This window comes from Paraburkholderia sp. PAMB 6770 (assembly GCF_057748135.1).
This window is the reverse complement of record NZ_CM173238.1, coordinates 3,438,174-3,460,530: the sequence shown is the minus strand read 5'-3', so window position 1 is coordinate 3,460,530 and position 22,357 is coordinate 3,438,174. Positions and strand designations below refer to the sequence as shown.

At 66.7% G+C, this 22,357-nt stretch carries 19 protein-coding genes and 1 tRNA gene; 15 read left to right on the top strand and 5 right to left on the bottom strand.

All coding sequences use genetic code 11. The features are described from left to right. Positions 1-155 precede the first annotated feature (155 nt). A complete protein-coding gene (locus AC3AP7_RS15645) occupies positions 156-1,247 on the top strand; it encodes a LysR family transcriptional regulator (RefSeq protein ID WP_475767643.1) in 1,092 nt (363 codons plus the stop codon). Between the two features lie 251 nt (positions 1,248-1,498). Here the strand turns inward: AC3AP7_RS15645 and AC3AP7_RS15640 are convergent, their stop codons facing one another. From AC3AP7_RS15640 to dprA, 3 genes are all read right to left on the bottom strand, one after another. Then, positions 1,499-4,135 carry a DNA topoisomerase III gene (locus tag AC3AP7_RS15640; RefSeq protein WP_475767645.1) on the bottom strand — a complete coding sequence of 879 codons (2,637 nt, stop codon included), beginning with the start codon at positions 4,133-4,135 and terminating at the stop codon, positions 1,499-1,501. A gap of 203 nt (positions 4,136-4,338) precedes the next feature. Further along, positions 4,339-4,716 (bottom strand): thioredoxin family protein, encoded by a 378-nt coding sequence (locus tag AC3AP7_RS15635; RefSeq protein WP_475767647.1) that lies wholly within the window; start codon positions 4,714-4,716, stop codon positions 4,339-4,341. A gap of 72 nt (positions 4,717-4,788) precedes the next feature. After that, the gene (gene dprA, locus AC3AP7_RS15630) at positions 4,789-6,024 is read right to left on the bottom strand and encodes a DNA-processing protein DprA (RefSeq protein ID WP_475767649.1); all 1,236 of its coding nucleotides are present in this window, start codon (positions 6,022-6,024) and stop codon (positions 4,789-4,791) included. Positions 6,025-6,268: 244 nt separating this feature from the next. On the opposite strand from dprA, the gene def reads away from it, so the two are divergent. From def to AC3AP7_RS15560, 14 genes are all read left to right on the top strand, one after another. Beyond that, entirely contained in the window at positions 6,269-6,772 is a 504-nt protein-coding gene (gene def, locus AC3AP7_RS15625; RefSeq protein ID WP_475767651.1) for a peptide deformylase, read from the top strand. Positions 6,773-6,804: 32 nt separating this feature from the next. Further along, on the top strand, positions 6,805-7,788 hold the full coding sequence (gene fmt, locus AC3AP7_RS15620; protein ID WP_475767653.1) for a methionyl-tRNA formyltransferase: 984 nt from the start codon (positions 6,805-6,807) through the stop codon (positions 7,786-7,788). Positions 7,789-7,890: 102 nt separating this feature from the next. Next, complete coding sequence (locus AC3AP7_RS15615) at positions 7,891-8,541, top strand: LysE family translocator (protein ID WP_475767899.1); 651 nt, start codon at positions 7,891-7,893, stop codon at positions 8,539-8,541. A gap of 106 nt (positions 8,542-8,647) precedes the next feature. After that, positions 8,648-9,505, top strand: a complete 858-nt coding sequence (gene htpX, locus AC3AP7_RS15610; RefSeq protein ID WP_475767655.1) for a zinc metalloprotease HtpX — start codon at positions 8,648-8,650, stop codon at positions 9,503-9,505. An 84-nt stretch (positions 9,506-9,589) separates the two neighbouring features. After that, positions 9,590-11,008 (top strand): 16S rRNA (cytosine(967)-C(5))-methyltransferase RsmB, encoded by a 1,419-nt coding sequence (gene rsmB, locus AC3AP7_RS15605; protein ID WP_475767656.1) that lies wholly within the window; start codon positions 9,590-9,592, stop codon positions 11,006-11,008. After that, positions 11,005-11,595, top strand: a complete 591-nt coding sequence (locus tag AC3AP7_RS15600; RefSeq protein ID WP_475767658.1) for a DUF4390 domain-containing protein — start codon at positions 11,005-11,007, stop codon at positions 11,593-11,595. The genes rsmB and AC3AP7_RS15600 overlap by 4 nt, the downstream gene beginning before the upstream one ends. Further along, positions 11,585-14,002, top strand: a complete 2,418-nt coding sequence (locus AC3AP7_RS15595; RefSeq protein WP_475767661.1) for a sensor histidine kinase — start codon at positions 11,585-11,587, stop codon at positions 14,000-14,002. The genes AC3AP7_RS15600 and AC3AP7_RS15595 overlap by 11 nt, the downstream gene beginning before the upstream one ends. Further along, complete coding sequence (gene esaR, locus AC3AP7_RS15590; protein WP_475767664.1) at positions 14,003-14,692, top strand: response regulator transcription factor EsaR; 690 nt, start codon at positions 14,003-14,005, stop codon at positions 14,690-14,692. Between the two features lie 86 nt (positions 14,693-14,778). Next, a tRNA-Phe gene (locus AC3AP7_RS15585) sits at positions 14,779-14,854 on the top strand. Positions 14,855-15,190: 336 nt separating this feature from the next. Then, complete coding sequence (queC, locus tag AC3AP7_RS15580) at positions 15,191-15,922, top strand: 7-cyano-7-deazaguanine synthase QueC (protein ID WP_475767665.1); 732 nt, start codon at positions 15,191-15,193, stop codon at positions 15,920-15,922. A gap of 66 nt (positions 15,923-15,988) precedes the next feature. Beyond that, positions 15,989-16,621, top strand: a complete 633-nt coding sequence (queE, locus tag AC3AP7_RS15575) for a 7-carboxy-7-deazaguanine synthase (protein ID WP_475767667.1) — start codon at positions 15,989-15,991, stop codon at positions 16,619-16,621. Positions 16,622-16,630: 9 nt separating this feature from the next. Beyond that, positions 16,631-17,074, top strand: a complete 444-nt coding sequence (gene queD, locus AC3AP7_RS15570) for a 6-carboxytetrahydropterin synthase QueD (protein WP_475767900.1) — start codon at positions 16,631-16,633, stop codon at positions 17,072-17,074. Between the two features lie 151 nt (positions 17,075-17,225). Then, the gene (locus AC3AP7_RS15565; protein WP_475767669.1) at positions 17,226-18,008 is read left to right on the top strand and encodes an HpcH/HpaI aldolase family protein; all 783 of its coding nucleotides are present in this window, start codon (positions 17,226-17,228) and stop codon (positions 18,006-18,008) included. Further along, on the top strand, positions 18,005-18,715 hold the full coding sequence (locus tag AC3AP7_RS15560) for a tetratricopeptide repeat protein (protein ID WP_475767672.1): 711 nt from the start codon (positions 18,005-18,007) through the stop codon (positions 18,713-18,715). The genes AC3AP7_RS15565 and AC3AP7_RS15560 overlap by 4 nt, the downstream gene beginning before the upstream one ends. 67 nt (positions 18,716-18,782) lie before the next feature. On the opposite strand, the gene rodA is transcribed toward AC3AP7_RS15560, so the two are convergent. Further along, entirely contained in the window at positions 18,783-19,931 is a 1,149-nt protein-coding gene (rodA, locus tag AC3AP7_RS15555; protein ID WP_475767675.1) for a rod shape-determining protein RodA, read from the bottom strand. A gap of 3 nt (positions 19,932-19,934) precedes the next feature. After that, positions 19,935-22,271, bottom strand: a complete 2,337-nt coding sequence (gene mrdA, locus AC3AP7_RS15550) for a penicillin-binding protein 2 (protein WP_475767677.1) — start codon at positions 22,269-22,271, stop codon at positions 19,935-19,937. Positions 22,272-22,357 lie beyond the last annotated feature (86 nt).

The window sequence follows — 22,357 nt, the reverse complement described above, 5'->3', positions numbered from 1 at the left end:
AATATCGCACAAACGTGTAAGTTGATAGGAAATCTCGTGAACAATCGTCAATTTGAGCAACTTCTGCACGATTCTCCGAGTCGTAGGAGAATTCCAGATTCACTGTGCAGCGCCGTCCGCGTGCCGCGCAGCAGCAATACCGCAGGAGTTGCCTTATGGATCATTTGCAGTCGATGCGCGTTTTCGTCAAGGTGGCCGATCTCGGCAGTTTCGCCCGAGCCGCCAGCGCCATGGATATTTCCAATGCAGTCGCCACGCGCCACGTCGCCGACCTCGAAGGCCGGCTCGGCACCCGGCTGCTTAACCGCACCACACGCAGCCTGTCGCTGACCGAGTCGGGCCAGGTGTATCTCGAACGCGCGCGCCAGATCCTCGACGAGCTGGAAGACGTCGAGCAGATGGTGGTCGCGCGCAACCACGAACCGGTCGGCACGCTGCGCATCGTCGCACCGGTCGTGTTCGGGCTGCACAACCTTGCCCCGGTGCTGCAGACCTACGCCGAGCGTTACCCGAAGGTCGTGCCCGACGTCACGCTGGTCGACCGTCAGGTCGATCTGGTGGAAGAGGGTTTCGACGTGGGCGTGGTGATTGCGCGGCAGATGCGCAGCGCGAGCATCGTCACGCGCCGCCTGACCACGGGCTGCATGACGGTGTGCGCCACGCCGGCGTATCTGGAGAAGCACGGCACGCCGGTTCGTCCGGAGCACCTGCTCGAACATCCGTGCCTGTCGCTGCCGTCTGAGTACTGGGGCGACGAGCGGGTGTTCACCGGGCCGGACGGCGAGGTGCGGGTGCGCCCGACCAACGTGATCGTCGCGAACAATACCGAAATGCTGCGTCAGTTCGCGCTGCTCGGCATGGGCGTGTCGATCCTGCCGAGTTACCTGATTGGCCGCGACATGCAGCGCGGCAGGCTGGTGCGTCTGCTCGGCGAGTACCGTCTGCCGCAGGTCGAGATCAACATTGCGTACCCGAGCCGCCGTCACCTGCCGGCCAAGGTGCGTACGTTCATCGACCACCTGGTTGAGCATTTCAGCCAGACGCCGAACAGCACGCTCGGCGAAGAGTGGGCGCGCAATGGAATCGACACCCGGCAGATCGATGCCGCAGACGGATCGGCCATTGCACCGCCGGAAGCGTTCGACGGCGCGGTACCGCTGTCGCGCCTGCTCGACAGCGAGATTTCGCCGAAGCCCGCGCCGAAAACGCCGCCGCGCAACCGGCCCACGCCCGTGACGCCGCTCTAGGCGCGGCGGTATGGTGCGCGCGTCTCGCACCGGCCGCCGGGGCCTCGGTAAGTGCGCTGATTACGGCAGGTATCGCCTGGTCGGGGCACGGGGTCGCGGTCAGCGCCCCAGGCAGAAAAAAGCGAAAGGGCGCCGCCACGTCATGTGGCGGCGCCCTTTCGCGCGCTCCTGCTCGCATGCAGTCCGATGCACCGGAGCCGCACATTGCGCGGCCAGTCGCCGCGCGGACGAATCCGCGCGACGCGCGACGCTTACGATTCGGTCTCGCTGGCGGTCTTCCGCGCGGACGTTTTGCCCGATGCCCCGGGCCTGGCCGCTGTGCTCTTCTTCGCGGCTGTCTTGCGCGCGGGGGCTGCCTTTGCGCCCGACCCTTCTTCCTCGCCGGCAGCGCTCTTTGCGGCCGCGCTTTTCGCGGCGGCCTTGGCCGACGGCTCCTTCTTCTCAAACTCGAAACCGATCTTGCCGTCGCTCTGCTTGACGAGGAACGCCTTGAAGTTGCGACCGGTGCGCGACGACTTGAAGTTCGTCAGCAGATCCGTGCGGCCTTCTTCGAGCAGCCTCGCCATCTGCTCGCGGGTGATCTCCTGCTGCAGGATCACCTTGCCGGAGCGGAAGTCGCAGGTTTTCGGGCTGGCGACCGAGTTTTCGCAGACGTAGCTCATTCCGTGCTCGTACACGTGAGCCTTGCATTTCGGACACGCGCCGACCGGCGTTTGCCCCGAGAAGTCCGGCGCTTCGCCGTCCTCGCCGGCCGCGTCCTGGCCGAAATCGAACTCCAGCTTGTAGTTCTTGATTTCGTCGTCGAGCGACAGCTTCAGGATGGCCGAAAAGGGCCGGCCCATCTTGCTGCGAAAACCCGACAGCGGACCAATCGTCTTGTTGCGCAGCAGTTCCTCGACTTCTTCGATCTCGAATTGCCGGCCGCCCGGAATCTTCGAAATCGAGAATTCGCATTTCGAGCATGCGAATCGCCGATAATTTTCCTTCACCTGACCGCCGCAATTCGGACACGGCGTTTCCAGCGTCGCATAATCGCCGGGGATCGTGTCCGAGTCGTACTCCTTCGCGCGCTTCACGATGGTCTGCGTCATGCGGGCGATTTCCTGCATGAACGCATCGCGCGGCAGGTTGCCTCGCTCCATCTGCGAGAGCTTGTATTCCCACTCGCCGGTGAGTTCGGGCGCAGTCAGTTCTTCCACGCCCAGTCCGCGCAGCAACGTCATGAGCTGGAATGCCTTGGCGGTCGGAATCAGTTCGCGGCCTTCGCGAACCAGATATTTTTCGCCGAGCAGCCCTTCGATGATCGCCGCCCGTGTCGCCGGCGTGCCGAGCCCCTTGGCCGCCATCGCCTCGCGCAGTTCGTCGTCCTCGACAAGCTTGCCCGCGCCTTCCATGGCCGACAGCAGCGTGGCCTCGTTGTACCGCGCCGGCGGCTTCGTGACGAGCTGCTGCGCCGCGATCCTGTCGGTTTTGACCTTCTCGTCTTTCTGCACCGGCACGAGGTTCGCGTCGTCACCGCCCGCGTCGCGGCCGTAGATCTGCAGCCAGCCGGGCTCGACCAGCACCTTGCCTTCCGTCTTGAAGTGATGGCCGACGACTTCGGTGATGCGCGTGGTTACCCGGTACTCCGCCGCCGGGAAAAACACGGCGAGGAAGCGCTTCACGACGAGGTCATATAGCTTCTGCTCGGGCTCCGACAGGTTCTTCGGCGCTTGCAGCGTCGGGATGATCGCGAAGTGGTCGCTGATCTTCGAATTGTCGAAGATGCGCTTGTTCGGCTTCACCCAGCCCCTGTCGAGCACCTGCTTGGCGAACGGCAGGTAGTTGTTACTCTCCTTGAGCATGCCGAGCGTCTGCTTCACCGTCTCCTGGTAGTCTTCCGGCAGCGCGCGCGCGTCGGTACGGGGATAGGTGAGCACCTTGTGGCGCTCGTACAGTGCCTGCGCGAGCCCGAGCGTGTTCTTGGCCGAGAAGCCGAAGCGGCCATTTGCCTCGCGCTGCAGGCTCGTGAGGTCGAACAGCGCAGGCGACAGCTGGGTGGAAGGCTTCGACTCCTCGTTCACCGTGCCGAGCTGGCCCCGGCACGCCGCAACGATCGTCTCGGCCGCCGGCAGCGACCATAGCCGCGAGTCGCGCTTTTCGGGGTCGAACTCGTCCCGCTTGAACTTCGGGTCGAACCAGCGCCCCTCGTAAAAGCCGCCGGCGCAGACGAATTCCGCTTTCACTTCCCAGTAGTCGCGCGGCACGAAGCGCCGAATTTTTTCTTCGCGCTCGACGACGATCGAGAGCGTCGGCGTTTGCACCCGGCCGACCGTGGTCAGGAAGAAGCCGCCGCCCTTGCTGTTGAAGGCGGTCATCGCGCGCGTGCCGTTGATGCCGACCAGCCAGTCGGCTTCCGAGCGGCAGCGCGCGGCGTCGGCGAGCGGCTGCATGTCGTCGTCGGTGCGCAGGTGAGCGAAGCCGTCGCGGATCGCCGCGGGCGTCATCGATTGCAGCCACAGGCGGCGCACCGGCTGCTTCGCTTTGGCGTGCTGCGCGATCAGGCGAAAGATCAGCTCGCCCTCGCGCCCCGCGTCGCACGCATTGATCAGACGATCGACGTCCTTGCGCTTGATCAGCTTCGTGAGCACCTTGAGCCGCGATTCGCTCTTCGCGATCGGGTTCAGGTCGAAATGAGGCGGGATGACCGGCAGGTTGGCGAAGCTCCACTTGCCGCGCTTGACCTCGAACTCTTCCGGGGCCGCGATTTCCAGCAGGTGGCCGACTGCCGACGAAAGGACGTACTCGTCGCTCTCGTAATATTCGTCATGCTTTGTAAAGCCGCCCAAAGCTCTCGCGATGTCGTTCGCGACGGAGGGCTTCTCGGCGATGATCAGTGCTTTGGACATGACTCGAAGTTGGTTGGTAAGTCCGGGGTTCGACCCTGGGTGTGCGACCCGTTGACGACCGCTTTATAGCACACGGCGCTGGCCCGGCGTGTCAAGTGCCGTGAAAAGCGCGTCATCATAATTGCGCGAATATCGGTTGAGCAAGCGCCGGGCCGCCTCTCGGGCGCGCTTCGGGCCGGGGGCGGCGGCGCGCTTGACGCCTGTTACGCGACGGCGAGCGCTGGCCGCAGTTTCGGTGCATTGCTGACGCCGGGCAGCGCGGTCAGGTCGGCGAGCATCCGCTCGACGATCGCGGCCTGCGGCAGCACGGTGCCGAAAAAGCGGGTTGCGGTGCTGTCTTCGATCAGTAGTGTAGGAAAATTTTCTACGTCGAGGTCGTCAAAACGATCGGCATGGGTTTCGATGTCGATCCATGCGAAACAGATTTCCGGATGCCGCTCCGCGAGACGGTCGAAGGTTTCGCGATATTCGCGACAGGTGCCGCACCATTGCGCGCACAGGCAGGCGACGAACAGAGTACTCGGGGTGTTGACGCGCTCGGCGATCCGTTCGGAGTCGGTGTCGAGATTCAGCGCGGGCATGAGATTTCCTTGCTTGCAGTATCGTATCAGGTGCTTTCGCGGGAATTTAGCATGGCGGCTCGTGCAACGCTGTCACGCCTTGCTGGCCCGAACGAAGCGGCTGCCGGGCAGCACGGTCAGCGCGCCGGCCAGTTCCAGCCGCAGCAGCGCGCTTTGCAGGAGCGCATCGGGCATGTCGGTGCGAGCCCCCAGCATTTCAAGCGTGGCGGGCGCGTGGCCGAGTGCGTCGAGGAGTCGCTGCGCGTCGGCGTCGAGCGCGTAGCCGCCGCCCGGAGCGGGCGAGGCAGCGCCGGCGGCGGCTGCCGCATCGCCGGCGTCAGGCGGTGCGGTCGCCGAGGCGGTGCTGCTGGGCTGAACGAACGGCTGGGGATATCCCCGCCGGGCGGCTGCGGGCGCGGTTCGCAGCGGCGGCGCGACAAAGCCGAGTTCCTCGAGCATCTCCTCCGGCGTTTCGATGAGCCGTGCGCCCTGTTTGAGAAGGCGGTGACAGCCGCGCGAGAGCGGCGCATGGATCGAACCGGGCAGCGCAAAGACGTCGCGCCCCATTTCATTGGCGAGGCGCGCGGTGATCAGCGAACCCGAACGCATCGCGGCTTCGACGACCAGCACGCCGTCGGCAAGGCCCGCGATCAGCCGGTTGCGCTGCGGGAAATTGGCTGCGCGCGCGGGGGTGCCGAGCGGCCATTCCGAGACGATCGCGCCTGTCACGGCGATCTGTTGTGCGAGCGCGTGGTGAGCGGCAGGATAGACGAGATCGGCGCCGGTGCCGATCACCGCAATCGTGCTGCCGCGCGCGGCCAGCGCGCCGCGGTGCGCCGCGCCGTCGATGCCCTGTGCCAGGCCCGAGACGACCGCAAGTCCCGCTTCGGAGAGCGCGCGCGCAAAGCGCCCTGCGTCCTCGCGCCCCTGCGGGGTGGCGCTGCGGCTGCCGACCACAGCGACGGCGCGCGCGTGCAGCAGGTCGAGGCGCCCCTTTATATAGAGCAGCGCGGGCGGATCCGGCATGTTCAGCAACGCGGGCGGATAAGCCGGGTCGTCGAGCGTCACGAGCGCGTTGCCAGGCTGCGCGCGCCAGCCGAGCACCGCTTCTACGTATGGCGCGAACGCCGGCGCGGGCGGCGCGAGCGCGGCTCGGGCGCTCGCCTCGTCTGTGGCGGCGGCGAGGCGCGCGAACGGCTGCGCGAGAATCGCCTGGGGCAGGCCGAACGCCGTCAGCAGCGCACGCAGTGCGCCCGGCCGCAGACCGGGCGCCATCGTGAGCCGCAGCCACGCGGCAAGTTCTTCGGCGGTTGCAGACAGCGGTTGCATCGACGATTCCCCCTACAGCACGGCCAGCGAGCACGCGAGCGCCATGCTAGAATTTTCATGATCCGAAATAACCAAGGTGCCGCGCACGAGCGCGCGGGCTGGTCGCCTGCACAGCGCCGAGGCGGCGAACCTGTCCGGTTCGACCTCGTCAATGTTCTGTGTTTGCCGCTGGCCCGGCTAGCTGGCCGGATGGCCAGTCGTTGACGCACTGCGCGCGTGCCGCGCCTTACCCGACTCCGAGACCATGGCCTTACTGAACATCCTGAACTATCCGGACAAGCGGCTGCACAAGGTTGCGAAGCCTGTTGCGGCTGTCGACGGCCGCATTCGCACGCTCGTCTCCGACATGGCCGAGACGATGTACGCCGCACCCGGCGTAGGCTTGGCCGCCACCCAGGTGGACGTGCACGAACGCGTGATCGTGATCGACGTGTCGGAAACGCACGACCAGTTGCGCGTGTTCATCAATCCCGAGATCGTCTGGTCGAGCAACGAAAAGAAGATCAACGAAGAGGGCTGCCTGTCCGTTCCGGGCATTTACGACAACGTCGAGCGCGCCGAGAAGGTGCGTGTGCGGGCGCTCGACGAGAAGGGCGAAACGTTCGAGCTCGACTGCGAGGGGCTGCTGGCGGTGTGCATCCAGCACGAAATGGATCATCTGATGGGGCACGTGTTTGTCGAGTACCTGTCGCCGCTGAAGCAAACCCGCATCAGGACCAAGATGAAGAAGCTTGCGCACGCGATGTAACGCGTGCCGGACTTTGCTGACGCCCGCCGTTCATGAGCCATTCCTTGCGCGTTATTTTTGCCGGTACGCCGGAGTTCGCCGCTGCGGCGCTCTCCGCCATTCACACTGCCGGTTTCCCGGTGCCTCTCGTGCTCACGCAGCCGGACCGCCCGGCTGGCCGCGGCATGAAACTGCAGGCGAGCCCTGTCAAGCGCTATGCGCAGCAACACGGCCTCGCGGTTGCGCAACCGCCCTCGCTGCGCCGTGACGGCAAGTTTCCCGGCGAGGCCGCCGCGGCGCTCGGCCTGCTGCGCGCGACGCCGCACGACGTGATGGTGGTCGCCGCCTATGGACTGCTGCTGCCGCAGGAGGTGCTCGACATCCCGCCGCACGGCTGTATCAACATTCACGCATCGCTGCTGCCGCGCTGGCGCGGCGCGGCGCCGATTCACCGCGCGCTCGAAGCGGGCGACGCCGAGACCGGCATCACGCTGATGCAGATGGACGCGGGCCTCGACACCGGCGCGATGATCAGCGAAACCCGCATGCCGATCCGCGCCGACGACACCACGGCCACACTGCACGACCGGCTCGCCGACGCGGGGGCGCGCCAGGTCGTGCAAGCGCTCGGCGAACTCGAACGCAGCGGCCGGCTGGCCGCGGCGCCGCAGCCAGCCGACGGCGCCACGTATGCCGCCAAGATCGGCAAACATGAAGCCGCGCTCGACTGGCGGCGCCCGGCGCACGCGCTCGCCCGCCAGGTGCGCGCGTTCGATCCGTTTCCCGGCGGCGTTGCGACGCTCGACGGCACTCCGCTCAAGATCTGGGCAGCGCACCCCGTGGCGGCGAGCGGCGCGGCCGAGCCCGGTGTGATCGTCGACGTCTGCGCCGCCGGCGTGGTGGTTGCGTGCGGCGAAGGCGCGCTCTGTGTCACGCAGATGCAAAAGCCCGGCGGGAAGCGTTTGCCGGTGCGCGAGTTTCTCGCCGGCTCGCCGCTCGCCGCGGGCCAGCGGTTTTCTTCACCGGAGACAGCGTAACCGCCGCGCTGCCCACCGCGCCATCGTCCGTTCGGCCGGCTCGCGCGGCGCCGGAGCGGCGCGTAGAATTCCTGCTGCAACCCGCTCGTGCCTGAGGTCTCCATGTTCGGCATCACCCATTTCGGCTTTTTCATCGCGGCGGTGTTTCTGCTCAATGTCACGCCCGGTCCCGACACCGCCTATATCGTCGGGCGCAGCGTCGCCCAGGGGCGCGGCGCGGGGCTGATGTCGGCGCTCGGCATTTCCGCCGGTGGCTGCGTGCATTCGCTTGCCTGCGCGTTCGGCCTGACGGCGCTGCTCGCGGCGTCCGCAGGCGCATTCACGGTCATCCGCTTCGCGGGTGCGCTGTACCTGATCTATCTCGGCATCCGGCTAATCTTCGCGCGGCCCGCGGCCGGGACCGCGCCGGCCGACGCGGCCCGCGCACCGGGCACGGCGGGCGGGCCCAGGTCGCTGCGGCAACTCTTCCTGCAGGGTTTCTGGACCAACGTGCTGAATCCGAAGGTCGTGCTGTTCTTCGTGTCGTTCTTCCCGCAATTCGTCGTGGCCGGCGGCACGCACAAGGCGCTCGCGTTCCTCGCGCTCGGCGGCGTGTTCGTGCTGATGAGCACGGTGTGGAACAGCTTCGTCGCCTGGGTGGCCGGCAGCGTGACGCGGCGCGTGTCGAACCGGCCTGGCGTGAAGCGCTGGCTCGACCGCACCGTCGGCAGCGCGTTCGTCGGTCTCGGCCTGCGGCTTGCCGCGTCTCGCTGATTGAATTTTTCCCGCGCGCCCATATCTAACAAAATCCTTACGTCAGGCCGTTATCGGGCGGCCGTCACTGGATAGCGACCCGCGCGCGGGGCAAGGAGTATCGAACATGTTCAATTGGGTCAAAACCGCGATGTTGATGGCCGCGATCACGGCCCTGTTCATCGTCATCGGCGGGGCGATTGGCGGTACGCGCGGCATGATGCTCGCGCTCATCATCGCGCTCGGGATGAATTTCTTTTCGTACTGGTTTTCCGACAAGATGGTGCTGCGCATGTACAACGCGCAGGAAGTCGACGAAACCAGCGCGCCGCAGTTCTACCGCATGGTGCGCGAACTCGCGACCCGCGCCGGACTGCCGATGCCGCGCGTGTATCTGATCAACGAGGATGCGCCGAATGCGTTCGCCACCGGCCGCAACCCGGAGCATGCGGCAGTGGCCGCCACCACCGGCATCCTGCGCGTGCTGTCGGAGCGCGAGATGCGCGGCGTGATGGCGCACGAGCTTGCGCACGTCAAGCACCGCGACATCCTGATCTCGACGATCTCCGCCACGATGGCCGGCGCCATCTCGGCGCTCGCGAATTTCGCGATGTTCTTTGGCGGCCGCGACGAGAACGGCCGCCCGGCCAATCCGGTCGCGGGCATCGCGGTCGCGTTGCTTGCGCCGATCGCCGGCGCGCTGATCCAGATGGCGATCTCCCGCGCGCGCGAGTTCGAGGCCGACCGCGGCGGCGCGCAGATCTCGGGCGATCCGCAGGCGCTCGCCGCGGCGCTCGACAAGATCCACCGCTACGCGAGCGGCATTCCGTTCCCGGCGGCTGAAGCGCACCCCTCGACCGCGCAGATGATGATCATGAATCCGCTGTCCGGCGGTGGTTTCTCCAACCTGTTCTCGACGCACCCGTCGACCGAGGAGCGCATCGCGCGGCTGATGGAGATGGCCCGCACGGGCCGCTTCGACTGAACGTCGAGGCGCGGGTCGCCCGGCGCGCCACGCTACAATGTGGCGTTTGCGTTGCGCGCGCTGCGCGCCGAGGCCCCGCCCTTCATGACTTCAAAGCCTGTCACGCATCCCGCTTCTTCCGTACCCCGCGCGCGCGAATCGCGCCTGTCGGTGCTGCATCTCGCGCCGGAATCGCTCGGCTTTGCACTCGATTGCGCCGCCCAGGCAGTCGGTGCGGTGCGGCTCGGTTCCGCACTGCCCGCCGCGCTGCAGTCGGTCTTCGTGTCCGCCCCCGAGGGCAGCGCGGCGGCTGCGCGCGGCGCGGTGCAGGACATCGCTTATCGCACGATGCGCTGGCTTGCCACGGCAGACTGGATCATCGCCAGACTGGTCCGCAAGCCGCCGCCGCCGCATGTCGCCAACCTGCTGGCGTGCGCGCTGACGCTCCTCGGCGGAGCGCCCGGCTATACGCCGTTCACCGTCGTCGACCAGGCGGTGCGGGCGATCGCCGCGCGGCGCGAGTTCAGTTTCGCGAAAGGGCTCGTCAATGCGGTATTGCGGCAGTACCTGCGCGAGCGCGACAACCTGCTCGCCGAAGCGGGCGCCGACGAAGTCGCGCGCTGCAATTATCCGGCGTGGTGGATTGACGCCGTGCGCCGCGCGTGGCCCGACTGCTGGCAGGCCGTGCTCGACACCGGCAACACGCACGCGCCGCTCACGTTGCGCGTGAATGCGCGGCGCTCCACCGTCGACGCCTACCTGCAACTGCTGCGCGAACACCATATCGATGCGGCCCGCGCCGGCGAAGACGGCGTGAGGCTCGCGACGCCGATGCCGGTCGACCGTCTTCCCGGCTTTGGCGAAGGGATCGTCTCGGTGCAGGATGCGGGCGCGCAACTCGCGGCGCAGTGGCTTGGCGCGCACGACGGCATGCGCGTCCTCGACGCGTGCGCCGCGCCCGGCGGCAAGACCTGTCATCTGCTCGAGCGGGCCAGTCTGGAACTGGTCGCGCTCGAAAGCGACGCGACGCGGGCTCGCCGCATCGACGAAAACCTGCGGCGCCTCGGCTTGAGCGCCGAGGTCCGCATCGGCGACGCGGGCACGCCGGCGAAATGGCATGACGCGCTCGACCGGCCGTTCGACCGCATCCTCGCGGATGTACCGTGCTCGGCATCGGGTATCGTACGGCGTCATCCTGACATCCGCTGGCTGCGGCGCGCCAGCGACATCGCCGCGCTCGTCGCCGAGCAGCGCCGGATCCTCGCGGCGCTCTGGCCGCTCGTGAAGCCAGGCGGCGAGTTGCTTTACGTTACGTGCTCGATCTTTCCCGAAGAGGGCGAGTTGCAGGCGCAGTGGTTTGGAAACCAGTACCAGGATGCGGTACGATTGGACGCGCCGGGGCAGCTATTGCCCGTAGCGGCTCGCGCGCCCGCCGATGCTCCGGACGGCCTGCGCGCCGACGCGGGCAACGGCGATCACGCAGACCACGACGGATTTTTCTACGCGCGCTTTCAGAAACGGTGACCTTCAAACGCTTCTTCCCGCTTCGGCTCGTCGCCGTGCTCTGGATGGCGCTCGCTTTCTGGCTGGGCGCGCCGGACGCAGCGCATGCCGATTCGATCTCGGTGCAGCGCGCGTCGCTGCAGGCTGACGGCACCGGCTGGAGTCTCGATGCGCAATTCGATTTCGCGCTGAACAGCAGCCTCGAAGATGCCGTCAACAAGGGCATTCCGCTCTACTTCACCACCGATTTCGAGCTGACCCGTCCGCGCTGGTACTGGTTCGACGAGCAGCCGGTCAGCGTATCGCAAAGCTACCGGCTCTCGTTCCAGCCGCTTACGCGCGAGTACCGCGTCTCGACCGGCGGCCTGCAGCTAGGCTTCAGCACGCTGAAAGACGCGCTCGCGGTGATCCAGCATGTCACCTCGTGGCACGTGATCGACCGCAACCAGGTGCAGGACGGCGAAACGTACACAGCCTCGGTGCGCATGCAGCTCGACATCGCGCTGATGCCCAAGCCGTTCCAGATCGACGCGGTCAACAACCGCGACTGGAACCTCGCTTCCGACTGGAAGCGCTTTACCTTCACGGTGACCGAACGTGCTAAATAGAGTGCGCGGCACCACGAGTCTGCGCAGCATCGTCGTGCGTGTGCTGGTGTCGACGGTGGCGGTCACGGCCGTCCTGCTGCTGGTGCTGCTCGCCGCGGCGAGCGCCAACACCGAGTTCTTCGACCGCTACTACCAGTGGCTGTACGCGGCGAACGTCGCCGTCGCGCTGATCTTCCTGATGATCGTGACGACGCTCGTGCTGATCATCATCTACCGGTTGCGCAAGGGCAAGTTCGGCACGCGGCTGCTCGCGAAGCTCGCGTTCTTCATGGCGCTCGTCGGCGTGGTGCCGGGCGGCATCATTTACGTCGTGTCGTACCAGTTCGTGTCGCGCAGTATCGAGTCGTGGTTCGACGTCAATGTCGAGACCGCGCTGACGTCGGGGCTGAATCTCGGCCGCGGCATGCTCGATGCGTCGTTGTCGGATTTGCAGAACAAGGCGCGCCTGATGGCCGAGCAGCTCGCCACGTCCGATGCCGCCGGCACGACGCTGACGCTGCTGCGCCTGCGCGACCAGTTCGGCGTGCAGGATGCGACGATCGTCGAGCCGGTGCGCAGCATGTCCGGCGCCGCACCCGAGATGCACGTGGTCGCGGAAGCGTCGGGCAACTATGTGTCGCTGGTGCCGAACGACCTGCCGACGCCGATGATGATCGAGCAGGCGCGCGGCCGCGGTTTTGCGGCGATCGAAGGCGAGGTGGACGGCGACCCGCACGCGAGCGGCATGCGCGGCGCGCTGCGGCTGCGCGTCGTGCAGCGCATCCCGGATACGAACTCGTCGCTGCTGCGGCCGACCGAGCGCTTCCTGCAACTGACGCAGCCCGTTTCTCCGTCGCTCGCACGCAATGCCGACGCCGTGCAGCGCGCGTATCGCGAGTATCAGGAGAAGGCGCTCGGCCGCACCGGCCTGCGCAAGATGTACATCGGCACGCTCACGCTTGCGCTGTTTCTCGCAACCTTCATTGCAATGATGCTTGCGCTCGCGCTCGGCAATCAGCTCGCGCGGCCGTTGTTCCTGCTTGCGCAGGGCACGAAGGAAGTGACCGAAGGCGATTACACGCCGAAACGCGAAATCAAATCGCGCGACGAACTGGGCTTTCTCACCCAGGCGTTCAATGCAATGACGCGCCAGCTTTCCGAAGCGCGCGCGGCGGTCGAGCGCAACCGCGTCGCGCTCGAGCATTCGAAGTCCTATCTGGAGAGCATCCTCGCGAACCTGACAGCGGGCGTGTTCGTGTTCGACCGGCAGTTCCGTCTCACTACCGCGAACCGCGGCGCCGAACGGATTTTTCGCCAGCCGTTTCAGGCCGCGCTCGGCGCGCCGCTCGAACACATCGCGGTGCTCAACGAGTTCGGCACGATGGTGCGCAAGGCGTTTGCCGATCGCGAAGCGGCCGGCGGCGGCGACGATCAGGACGACCGCGGCCACTGGCAGCAGCAGTTCTCGGTGCAGGTGCCGGGCGAAACCGAGCCGCTTACGCTGCTGGTACGCGGCGCGCGCCTCGTGGCGGGCGTCGGCCACGAGACCGAGGACGTGCAGACGTCCGGCTACGTGGTCGTGTTCGACGACATCTCCGACGTGATCTCCGCGCAGCGTTCGATTGCGTGGGGCGAGGTTGCGCGGCGCCTCGCGCACGAGATCAAGAATCCGCTCACGCCGATCCAGCTGTCCGCCGAGCGGCTGCAGATGAAGCTTGCCGACAAGCTCGCACCGGGCGACGCGGACGTGCTCAAGCGCGGCGCGACCACGATCGTCAATCAGGTGGCGGCAATGAAGCAGATGGTCGACAGCTTTCGCGACTACGCGCGCACGCCGCCCGCAGTGCTGGCGAATCTGCAGTTGAACGAACTCGTGAGCGAGGTGCTCACGCTGTACGGCATCGAGGAAGGCAAGAGCCCGATTCGCGTGGAACTCGCGACGTTGCCGGTGATCCGCGGCGACGCAACGCAGTTGCGTCAGGTGATTCACAACCTGCTGCAGAACGCTCAGGACGCGGTGGCCGAGGCCGCGCAGCCCCGTGTGCTGCTGGAAACGCGGACAGTAGAATATGGCGATCCCGACGCGGAAGGAAAGGTGCGCGTCGCCGTGCGTCTGACAGTTTCTGACAACGGACCCGGCTTCCCTACGCGTATCCTCACGCGTGCGTTCGAACCATACGTGACGACCAAGGCCAAAGGAACAGGGCTGGGACTGGCGATGGTCAAGAAGATCGTCGACGAACACGGCGCGCGCATCGACATTCGCAACCGCCTGAAGGCGGGCGACGTGATCGAGGGAGCACAGATTTCGATCCTCTTTCTTCAACTGGCGGAAGACGACGCGGCGCCCGGTGCGGGACCGCGTCCGGGGCAGGGCGGCACGTCGCAGGGAACGACAAAAGCAACAGTGCAGACAAGGGCAGCGTAAATGGCAACCATCCTGGTGGTAGACGATGAAATGGGCATCCGGGAATTGCTCTCGGAGATCCTGAGCGACGAAGGGCACGCCGTCGAGCTGGCGGAGAACGCGTACGAGGCGCGCGAATACCGCCTGCGCCAGGCGCCCGACCTGGTGCTGCTCGACATCTGGATGCCCGACACCGATGGCGTCACGCTGCTGAAGGAATGGGCCGCGCAAGGCCTGCTGACGATGCCCGTGATCATGATGTCCGGTCACGCGACGATCGACACCGCGGTCGAGGCGACGCGAATCGGTGCGCTGAATTTTCTGGAGAAGCCGATTGCGCTGCAAAAGCTGCTGAAGGCCGTCGAACAGGGACTCGCGCGCGGCAATCCGGCGCCGGCGCCGTCAGGGGCGGCCGCCAAGCCGGCGTTGCAGACGAGCGCGTCGGCGGTGGCCTCGGCCGCCGCGCTGCCGCTGTTGCCCGCCGACGGCGCGGGCGGCGGCGCGCTCGCCGCACAGGCCGCGTCGATCTCGTTCGACATCCCGCTGCGCGACGCGCGCGATGCGTTCGAACGCGCGTACTTCGAGTATCACCTCGCGCGCGAGAACGGCAGCATGACGCGCGTGGCCGAGAAGACCGGGCTCGAACGCACGCACCTGTACCGCAAGCTGAAGCAGCTCGGCGTCGACCTGGGCAAGAACAAGGGCGATTGACGGAACACCGGCCGGCCGCGCGGCAAAACATCGGCAACGGGGCTTGAGTCGGTGAAAACTGTTTGCTATACTCTTTCTTCTTCGTTGGCCCGGTAGCTCAGTTGGTAGAGCAGCGGATTGAAAATCCGCGTGTCGGTGGTTCGATTCCGCCCCAGGCCACCAGAATTCAGCCCCAGGAACTCGCAAGATTCCTGGGGCTTTTCTGTTTCTGGCGGGGTCGCGTGCGTGTCGCCGGCAGCGCTGTGTCGTGCATGATAAAATCGCGACAGTTCAAGGACTTGCGCAGATTCCCGACAAGTCCTTTTTCGTTTCGCGCAGGCGATCCGGCCGGGACAAGCGGGGCAGGCGTGGCGGGTGCGAAGCGCACGAACGGCGATCAGCGGTATAAGCGGTGGCGACGCTCCGTGCATGGGCCGCGGCCTATACTGCATGAGCCGGCGGTGGCGCCGGTCCGTGCCGCGCCGCGCGTCACGGCCCCCTCATTCTCGGAGTTTCACGGTGATCCGCAAAGACGCCAAGAGTAGCGCTCTGGTGCTGTTTTCCGGCGGCCAGGACTCGGCCACGTGCCTCGCCTGGGCGCTCGAACGATATGAAACGGTCGAGACGCTCGGCTTCGATTACGGTCAGCGGCACCGCGTCGAGCTCGAATGTCGCGAGGGGTTTCGCGACGCCATCGTGCGCGCGTTTCCGCAGTGGGCGGACCGGCTCGGCGACGATCATCTGATCGACCTGTCGGTGCTCGGTTCGATCAGCGACACCGCGATGACGCGCGAAATCCAGATCGAAGCGACCGCGAACGGCTTGCCGAACACGTTCGTGCCGGGCCGCAACCTGATGTTCATGACGATCGCCGCGGCGATCGCCTATCGGCGCGGCCTGCGTGTCCTCGTGGGCGGCATGTGCGAAACCGATTTTTCCGGCTATCCGGATTGCCGCGACGACACGATGAAAGCGCTGCAGGTGGCGCTCAATCTCGGCATGAATACGCGTTTCGTGCTGGAGACGCCGCTGATGTGGATCGACAAGGCCGATACCTGGCGTCTCGCACATGAGCTGGGGGGCGACGCGCTGGTCGAGCTGATCCGGATTGAAACGCACACCTGCTATGTCGGCGAGCGCGCGGAACTGCACGACTGGGGTTTCGGCTGCGGCGAATGTCCGGCCTGCAGTTTGCGCAAGCGCGGCTACGAGGCCTATCTCGCCGGCGAAAAGATCGCGCAGCCCGCCTGATTGCCGCACGCGAGCGGCACACCACTGAACGAGGCACAACGGCGCACGGCGCCCAAAGACAGCAGCATGACGTACACGGTCAAGGAAATTTTCTATACGTTGCAGGGCGAGGGCGCGAACGCCGGCCGCCCGGCCGTGTTCTGCCGGTTTGCCGGCTGCAATCTGTGGTCGGGCCGCGAGGACGATCGCGCGGACGCCGTGTGCCGCTTCTGCGACACGGATTTCGTCGGCACCGACGGCGAAAACGGCGGCAAATTCCGCGATGCGGCGGAACTCGTGGCGCAGATCGCCTCGCTGTGGCCGCAAGGCGAGGGCCGGCGTTTCGTGGTCTGCACCGGCGGCGAGCCGATGCTGCAAATGGATCAGCCGCTCGTCGACGCTCTGCATGATGCCGGCTTCGAAATCGCCATCGAAACGAACGGCTCGCTGCCGGTGCTGGCGACCATCGACTGGATCTGCGTGAGCCCGAAGGCCGACGCGCCGCTCGTCGTCACGAAGGGCAACGAGCTGAAGGTCGTGGTGCCGCAGGACAACCAGCGGCTCGCCGACTATGCGGCGCTCGACTTCGATCATTTCCTCGTGCAGCCGATGGACGGTCCGTCGCGCGACATCAATACCCGGCTCGCGATCGACTGGTGCAAACGGCATCCGCAATGGCGCCTGTCGATGCAGACTCACAAGTACCTGAACATTCCCTGATTTGCCGTGCTGACGATTACCCGAAAACTCGAATTCGACGCGGGCCACCGCATCCCCGACCACCGCAGCCAGTGCCGCAACCTGCACGGGCATCGCTACGTGCTCGAAATCACGTTGCAGGGCGATCTCGTCGAGACGGAAGGCGCGCCGGACCGCGGCATGGTGATGGACTTCGCAGACGTGAAGGCGCTCGCAGTCGAGCACCTCGTCGACAAGTGGGATCACGCGTTTCTGGTCTACGAGGGCGACACCCAGGTGCGGGGCTTCCTCGACGCAATGCCGGGCCACAAGACGGTCGTGCTCGACCGCATTCCGACGGTCGAGAATCTGGCCGCCGCCGCCTTTTCGATCTTGGCGAACGTCTACGACGCCCATTACGGCGTGAATCTGCGCCTCGCCAGAGTGCGCCTGTACGAAACGCCGAACTGCTGGGCGGACGTGACACGCGACTGAACGCGCGCGTTATTGTCACGGTATGATCGTCGCAACCACTAGCGGAGCGAGACATGCCGGCCACCGAACCGCGCCGCGCGCACCCTGCGCGCAGCGCCCGCGCTTCCTGCCGCATCGCGGACGGCGCGCCGCGTCGCCCCGGAGCGCGGCGATGAGCACCTTCACCAATCCTCTCAAGACGCGTCTGCGCGAAGCGGAGCCGCTGTACGGGCTGTGGCTGTCGCTCGGCAGCGACAGCGCGGCCGAAGCGCTCGCGCATGCGGGCTTCGACTGGCTGCTGATCGACATGGAGCACGCGCCGAACGACAGCGGCGACGTCACCGGCCAGTTGCGCGCGATCGCGGCCGCGCATTTGCCGGGCGAGCCGGTCGTGCGCGTGCCGGCGAGCGATGCGTGGCTCGTCAAGCGTGTGCTCGACGCGGGCGCGCGCACGGTGATGTTCCCGAACATCGAGTCGGCCGAGGAGGCCGCGCACGCGGTGCGGCTCACCCGCTACCCGGGCGCGGAAACGCCGGATGGCCTGCGCGGCGTCGCGGGCATGGTGCGCGCCGGCGCATATGGGATGCGCCGCGACTACGTGCAGACGGCGAACGCACAGATCGCGACGATCGTGCAGATCGAGTCCGCGCGCGCGGTGCAGCAGGTCGAGCAGATCGCGGCGACGCCGGGCGTGGACTGCCTGTTCGTCGGGCCGTCGGATCTGGCGGCCAGTCTCGGCCACCTCGGCGACGCGAAGCATCCGGAGGTGCAGGAGGCCGTGCGCCGTATCGTTGCCGCTGCGCAAAACGTCGGCATCGCAGCCGGTACCTTCGCGATGGATGCCGCGTCGGCGCGGCAGGCGCGCGAAGCCGGATTCCGTTTCATTGCGCTCGCAGCCGACGTGATCTGGCTGTTGCGGGCGACCCGTCAGGCGTTGCAGGAGGTGCGGTCATGAGAAGCAGGGTGCGACAGGTGCGGCGTCTGGCCGTGGCGGCGGCCGCCGGCGTGTGGCTGTCGGCGGCGGCGAGTGCGGCCGCGCAAAACGGCCCGTCGAAGGCCGACGATCCGGAAACGGAAACCGCGATCGCCGACTACAACGCCGGCAACGTGATCTCCGCGCTCGCCGAGTTCCACAAGGCGGCGCTGCGCGGCAATCGTCTCGCCGAGTTCGATTACGCGATGATGCTGCTGAACGGCGAAGGGACGCCCGCGAACGTCGAAGAAGGCAAGAAATGGCTGCGCAAGGCGGCCGACGCGAACATGTCTCACGCGCAATACGTGTACGGCAAGATGTACGACGATGGCGATTTCGTCGCCCGCGATCCGGCCGAAGCGCATCGCTGGTTTCTGAAGGCGGCGCGGCAGGGGCATGTGCTGGCGGAACTGGCGCTCGCGAACCAGTTCCTCGACGGCCGCGGCACGCCGCGCGACAACCATCAGGCGTTTCTGTGGTACAGGAAGGCCGCACAGGCCGGCGACATGACTGCGCAATACGTGGCCGGCTCGTTCTACGAACGCGGCGGCGACGGCGTGACGAAGAACCTGAACGTCGCGCGCGCCTATTACGCGGCGGCCGCCGCGCAGGGCGACCCGGTCGCGCGGCTGAAGTTCGAGGCGCTCAGCGCGGAGTTGCGCAGCGAGCATCAGGCCAAGCCGCAGTGAAGCGGCGCCGCGCGGCGCACGCGAGCATGAAACAGGGGCGCTGTCGCGCCCCTGTTCGTTTGCCGTGTCAGCTCTGGATCAGACGTTTGTGGCGACCGACGCTCATGATCAGCCCGGTCGCGATGCCCAGCGTGATGAGCGCGGTCCCCCCATAGCTCATGAACGGGAGCGGCACGCCGACCACCGGAAGGATGCCGCTCACCATCCCGATGTTGACGAACGCGTAGGTGAAGAAGGCCATCGTGAGCGAGCCCGCCAGCAGGCGGCCGAATAGCGTGGCGCCGTTCGCCGCGATATAGAGTCCGCGCGCGATCAGCGCCATGTAGAGCGTGAGCAGCACGATGCCGCCGGCGAGCCCGAACTCCTCCGAAAACACCGCAAAGATGAAGTCGGTATGCTTTTCGGGGATGAACTCCAGATGCGCCTGCGTGCCTTTGAGCCAGCCCTTGCCGAGCGCGCCGCCCGAGCCGATCGCGATGACTGCCTGGATCGTGTGGAAGCCCTTGCCGAGCGGATCCGATTCCGGGTTGAGCAGCGTGCAGATGCGGTGTTTCTGGTAGTCGTGCATCAGCGGCCACTGGACTTGCGGCTGGCAGATCCTGTCCTGGAACGTCGCGATGGCGCCCACGGCGATCACGGTGGCGATCAGCGCCGGAACGATCAGCTTGAAGCTGAGCCCGGCAAAGTAGATGACGAAGAGCCCCGCCGCGAGCACCAGCACGGCGGTGCCGAGGTCGGGCTGCTTCGCGATCAGTGCGACCGGCACCGCGAGGATCAGCAGCCCGACGACGAAGTCGTACCAGCGCATCACGCCCTCGCGCCGCTGATAGTACCAGGCGAGCATCAGCGGCGTGGCGATCTTCAGGATTTCCGACGGCTGGATCACGACGCCGACGTTGATCCAGCGTTTCGCGCCCTTGCGCGTGAGGCCGAACAGCGCCACCGCGACGAGCATCGCAATACCGAACGTATAGAGCGGCACGGCAAAGCGCATCAGCGTGTTGGGCGGTACGTTGGAGAGCGCCCACATCAGCACGAACGTGATCATGATGTTGCGCAACTGTTCCTCGACCTTGCCGGGCATGTCGAGCGTGGCGCTGTACAGCGTCACGATGCCGACGCACATCAGCAGAAACACCGCGAGGGCGAGCGGGCGGTCGAACCCCGCGAACAGGTGCCTGATGCGCTCGAGCACGGCGCGCTTGTCGAATTGCATGCCTTACTCCTTGGCCGCCGTGTCGCCGGTATCCGGCTGGCGGGGGGACGGGGTCGCGAGCCGCGTGCCGCGCGAGTCTGCGGCGGCACTGGCCGCGTGTGCGGCGGGCGGAAGCGGACGATGCGGCCCCCGGTGACGCGGAATCAGAATGGGCTTCGGCGCGGACGCGGCGCCGGGCGCAGCGGAGGCCGCCGCGCCGGGCGATGCCGGCGTGGGCACGAAGATCGGCGTGGGCACGGCACCCGATGCCGCGTCGATACCCGAGGCGGCATCGACGCCCGACGCGTTGGCCGGCGCCGCGACGACGGGCGTGGGCAGCGCGACGAAGCCCGAAGCGATCGAGATCGGCTGCGCGGCCGCGCCGGAACCCGCGGCGTCGCCGATCACCGGGCCGGATGCGCCCTCGGTGGCCGAGGCGGCCGCGGCGACGGCGGCCGCCTCGACACCGGGCTTGAAGCGGTCCACGAGGTAGTAGTCGATCACGCGGCGCGCGATCGGGCCGGCGGTCTCCGCGCCCCAACCGCCATTCTCGACGATCAGTGCGACCGCGATCTTCGGATGATCGGCGGGCGCGAACGCGATGAACAGCGCGTGGTCGCGCAGTCGCTCGGCGACCGCATGCCCGTGATAGTTGGCGCCCTGCAGCGAGTACACCTGCGCGGTACCGGTCTTCGCGGCCGCCTGGTACGGCGCGCCGACGAACACCTTCGACGCGGTGCCGGTCTGCACCACGCCGACCATCGCGCGCTTCACGATGTCGAAGTCTTGCTGCGGGACGTCGATGCGGCCCTCGGGTTTCGGCACCGTCATGCGCACCTGATGGGTGATCGGGTTGACGATCTCCTTCACGAGGTGCGGCTTCATGATGATGCCGTTGTTGGCGAGCGTGGCCACCGCGTGCGCGAGCTGCAGGATCGTGAACGAGTTGTAGCCCTGGCCGATGCCGAGGCTGATCGTCTCGCCTTCGTACCAGCGCTGCTGGTCGGGCTTGTGATAGGCGGTGCGCTTCCATTCGGTGGATGGCAGGATGCCCTTCGCCTCGCCCGCGATGTCGATGCCGGTCAGCTGGCCGAATCCCCAGGGCTTCATGAACTTGGCGATCGCGTCGACGCCCAGGTCGTGCGCGAGCATGTAGAAGTACGTGTCGTTCGATACGACGATCGCGCGGTTCAGGTCGATCCAGCCCTGGCCCGAGCGCACGTCGTTGCGGAACATGTGGCCGCCGAACATGTAGTAGCCCGGATCCTGGAAGCCCCAGCTCGGCGTGCGCTTGTGCAGCGCCAGCGCGGCGAGCGCCATGAACGGCTTGTAGGTCGAGCCGGGCGGATAGGTGCCGCGCAGCGGCCGGTTCAGCAGCGGGTGATCCGGCGAGTTGTTCAGCGCATCCCAGGTCTGCTGGTCGATGCCGTCCACGAACAGGTTCGGATCGAAGCTCGGCGCCGACACGAATGCGAGCACGTCGCCGGTCGACGGCTCGATCGCGACGAGCGCGCCGCGCTTGCCGGTGAACGCCTGCTCGGCGACTTCCTGCAAGCCGATGTCGAGCGACAGCACGAGGTTGTTGCCCGGCGTCGCCTGGGTGCGCGACAGTGTGCGCACCGGGCGTCCGCCCGCCGTGACCTCGACCTCCTCGAAGCCCGTCAGCCCGTGCAGTTCGGTTTCGTAGCTCTGCTCGACGCCGATCTTGCCGATGTAGTCGGTGCCCTTGTAGTTGTTCGCGTCGAGGCGCGGATCGTAGTGATCCGGATCGCTGTCGTTCTCGTCGCTGATCTTCTGGATGCGCTCGCGGTCACGCTGCGAGATGCGGCCGATGTAGCCGATCACGTGCGCGGCCGTCGTGCCGAGCGGATATTCGCGGAACAGCCGCGCGCGCACCTCGACGCCGGGGAAGCGGTAGCGCTGCGCGGTGAAGCGCGCGACCTCCTCGTCGGTGAGCCGGGTGCGGATCGGCAGGCTTTCGAAATTCTTCGAGTCTTCGAGCAGCTTCTTGAAGCGGCGCCGGTCGCGCGTGTCGATCGTCACCACGGACGACAGTTCGTCGATCACGGTTTCGAGCGGCGCATCGAGCTTCGACGGCGTGATCTCCAGCGTGTACGCCGAGTAGTTCTTCGCGAGCACGACGCCGTCGCGGTCCATGATGATGCCGCGGTTCGGCACGATCGGCGCGACCGAGATGCGGTTCTCGTCGGCCTCCAGCGAGTACTTGCTGTAGTGCCAGACCTGCAGATACAGGAAGCGGAAGGCGATCAGCCCGAAGCAGACGAACACGAACAGGCCGGCGGCTGCAACCCGCAGGCGGAATTTCGTGAGCTGTTGCTGGGTGTCCTTGAATTCGGTCATGCGTGCGATACGTCAAAGGGCTGCGGCGCGGTCATCGGAAAAGGCGCGCCGGGGCCGGGTCCGGCGAGACGGCGTGGCGTGCGGCG